This is a genomic window from Dietzia sp. DQ11-44 (genome assembly GCF_014145205.1).
Classification (GTDB): domain Bacteria; phylum Actinomycetota; class Actinomycetes; order Mycobacteriales; family Mycobacteriaceae; genus Dietzia; species Dietzia natronolimnaea.
This window is the reverse complement of sequence record NZ_JAALEC010000714.1, coordinates 1-2,206: the sequence shown is the minus strand read 5'-3', so window position 1 is coordinate 2,206 and position 2,206 is coordinate 1. Positions and strand designations below refer to the sequence as shown.

Below are 2,206 nucleotides of genomic sequence, written 5' to 3'. Positions count from 1 at the left end.
GGGGTCGGCCGCCCGGTCACCGTCGCGGGCGGTCGTCGTCGTCCGCGGCGGGCATCACCGCGGTCGCGTGGGGCTCGTCCTCCGGCCGCACCGCGTTCTGCAGCGCGATGGACCGGGCCAGCCGGGCGTAGCGCAGTTCCTGTTCGCGGAAGCGCACGTACGTGGAGACGGTGACAAAGGCGAAGCCCATCACCAGCGCGTAGAGCACCAGGTCTGTGCCGCGCTGTACGCCCAGCGCGTTGGCCACCACGGTGAGGTCGTCCGGGCGCAGCACGGCGTAGACCATGAACACCACGAACAGCACGAAGCCGATCTTGACCCCGGCCTTGGCCCGCGCCTTGCGCCGGTTGGCCAGGAAGAACGCCACCAGCGCGGCGCCGGCGAGCAACAGCAGTGCCTTGATCATCGCGGCAACCTCTTTCCCACGAAACCGTCGGAGAGGATGTTGATCCCGTTGAGCAGCGACTGCCCCTTCGACATGGAGTACTCGGTGTAGAGGATGTCGACCGGCTGCTCGGCCACGCGCCACCCACGGCTGTCCATCAGTTCCACGAACTCGCTGGCGTGACTCATGCCGTTCATGCGCAGGTTGAGGTCGTCGGCGACCCGCCGGTTGAACACCCGCAGTCCGTTGTGGGCGTCCGTCAGACCGAGCCTGCGGGTGCGTGGGCTGAGCATGACGACGGTCTTGAGGACGACCCGCTTGATCAGCGGCACCTGGTCGCCCTCGCGACGTGGGCGGCCGAAGCGGGTCCCCACCACGATGTCCACGGGCTCACAGCGCAGCCGCTCGACCATCGCGAGGACGTCCTTGACCTGGTGCTGCCCGTCGGCGTCGAAGGTGACGAAGTAACGGGCGCCGGGTTGCGCGCGGGCGTACTCGACACCGGTCTGGATGGCGGCCCCCTGCCCGAGGTTGACCGGGTGCCGGACCAGGTGTGCGCCCGCCCGGTGGATCGCCGCCGCGGAGTCGTCGGTCGAACCGTCGTCCACGGCAACGATGTTGGGGAACGTCTCGCGTGCGGTGCCGAGGACGTCCTCGATCACGGTGCCCTCGTTGAGGCAGGGGACGACCAGCCAGACGTCGCGGTTGCCTGTGGGGCCGCCCCCTGCCGCGCCGGAGGGTCCTGGGAGTCGCTCACTGTCACTGCTCATCGCCGGTCGATACTATGCGATCGAACGGAAAACCCTGTGAAGAGAAGGACGGCGGTTCCCCGATGGCCATCGATGTGATGCTCCCCTACTACGGGGATGTCGGACACTTCAAGAAGGCTGTGGACAGTGTCCTCTCCCAGACCTACACCGACTTCCGTCTGGTCGTGGTGGACGACGGCTACCCGGACCCGGAGCCTGCCCGCTACATGGGGGAGATCACCGCGCGCGACGAGCGGGTGACCTACGAGAAGAACGAGACCAACCTCGGCGCCAACGGTAACTACCGCAAGTGCCTGGAGATGGTCACGGCACCGATCGTCGTGGTGATGGGCGCCGACGACGTCATGCTGCCCAACTACCTGCAGGTGGTGGCGGACGGTTTCGCGGCCGTTCCCGACGCCGCCGTGATGGAGGTCGGCGTCAGCGTCATCGACGAGCACGGTGCCCCCGCGCGGCCCCTGTCCGACACCGTCAAGGCGTTCACCTCGCCCAAGGCCGACGGTCGCACGGTCCTCCACGGCGAGAAGCTCATGACCTCGCTGATGCACGGGAACTGGACCTATTTCCCGTCGCTGGCGTGGAGTTCCGAGTGGATCCGCCGCATCGGGTTCCGCGAGGGACTGGACGTGGTGCAGGACCTGGCGCTGCTGGTCGACGTGATCACCGGTGGCGGTCACATGGTCTACGACCCGACCCTGGCGTTCCTCTACCGCCGGCATTCCGCCTCCGACTCCTCGGTGCGCGCGCTCGACGGCCGCCGCTTCGACGAGGAGGCCCGCTTCTTCGCCGGTGAGGCCGACGCGTTCGCGGCCCGGGGCTGGAAGAGCGCCGAGCGGGCCGCGCGTCTGCACCTGACCTCGCGGTTCAACGCGCTGTCTCTGTTGCCGACCGCGGCCCGGGCCGGCAAGTTCGCCGAGGGCGGTAAGCGGCTGCTCGGTCACAGCTTCCGTAAGTTCTGACCCCGACGGGAATTGACCGGAGCTGGCACGAGAGGAGGCCCGGATGGTCCCCGAGGCGTGGATCCCGCACCGCCGTGAGGACGGCGAACTGA

At 68.4% G+C, this 2,206-nt stretch carries 3 protein-coding genes; 1 reads left to right on the top strand and 2 read right to left on the bottom strand.

Translation table 11 applies throughout. From position 1 onward, the window contains the following. Nucleotides 1-16: 16 nt before the first annotated feature. Nucleotides 17-406, bottom strand: a complete 390-nt coding sequence (locus G6018_RS16095) for a DUF2304 domain-containing protein (protein WP_179524455.1) — start codon at nucleotides 404-406, stop codon at nucleotides 17-19. Then, the gene (locus G6018_RS16090) at nucleotides 403-1,155 is read right to left on the bottom strand and encodes a glycosyltransferase family 2 protein (RefSeq protein WP_241731023.1); all 753 of its coding nucleotides are present in this window, start codon (nucleotides 1,153-1,155) and stop codon (nucleotides 403-405) included. The genes G6018_RS16095 and G6018_RS16090 overlap by 4 nt, the downstream gene beginning before the upstream one ends. A 62-nt stretch (nucleotides 1,156-1,217) precedes the next feature. On the opposite strand from G6018_RS16090, the gene G6018_RS16085 reads away from it, so the two are divergent. Beyond that, nucleotides 1,218-2,114, top strand: coding sequence for a glycosyltransferase (locus tag G6018_RS16085; RefSeq protein ID WP_182640154.1), 897 nt, complete (start codon nucleotides 1,218-1,220; stop codon nucleotides 2,112-2,114). Nucleotides 2,115-2,206: the final 92 nt, after the last annotated feature.

What these genes read in the sequence shown, in the direction of transcription:
- G6018_RS16095 (WP_179524455.1), bottom strand. Translation starts at nt 406, where the DNA reads ATGATCAAGGCACTGCTGTTGCTCGCCGGCGCCGCGCTGGTGGCGTTC.
- G6018_RS16090 (WP_241731023.1), bottom strand. Translation starts at nt 1,155, where the DNA reads ATGAGCAGTGACAGTGAGCGACTCCCAGGACCCTCCGGCGCGGCAGGG.
- G6018_RS16085 (WP_182640154.1), top strand. Translation starts at nt 1,218, where the DNA reads ATGGCCATCGATGTGATGCTCCCCTACTACGGGGATGTCGGACACTTC.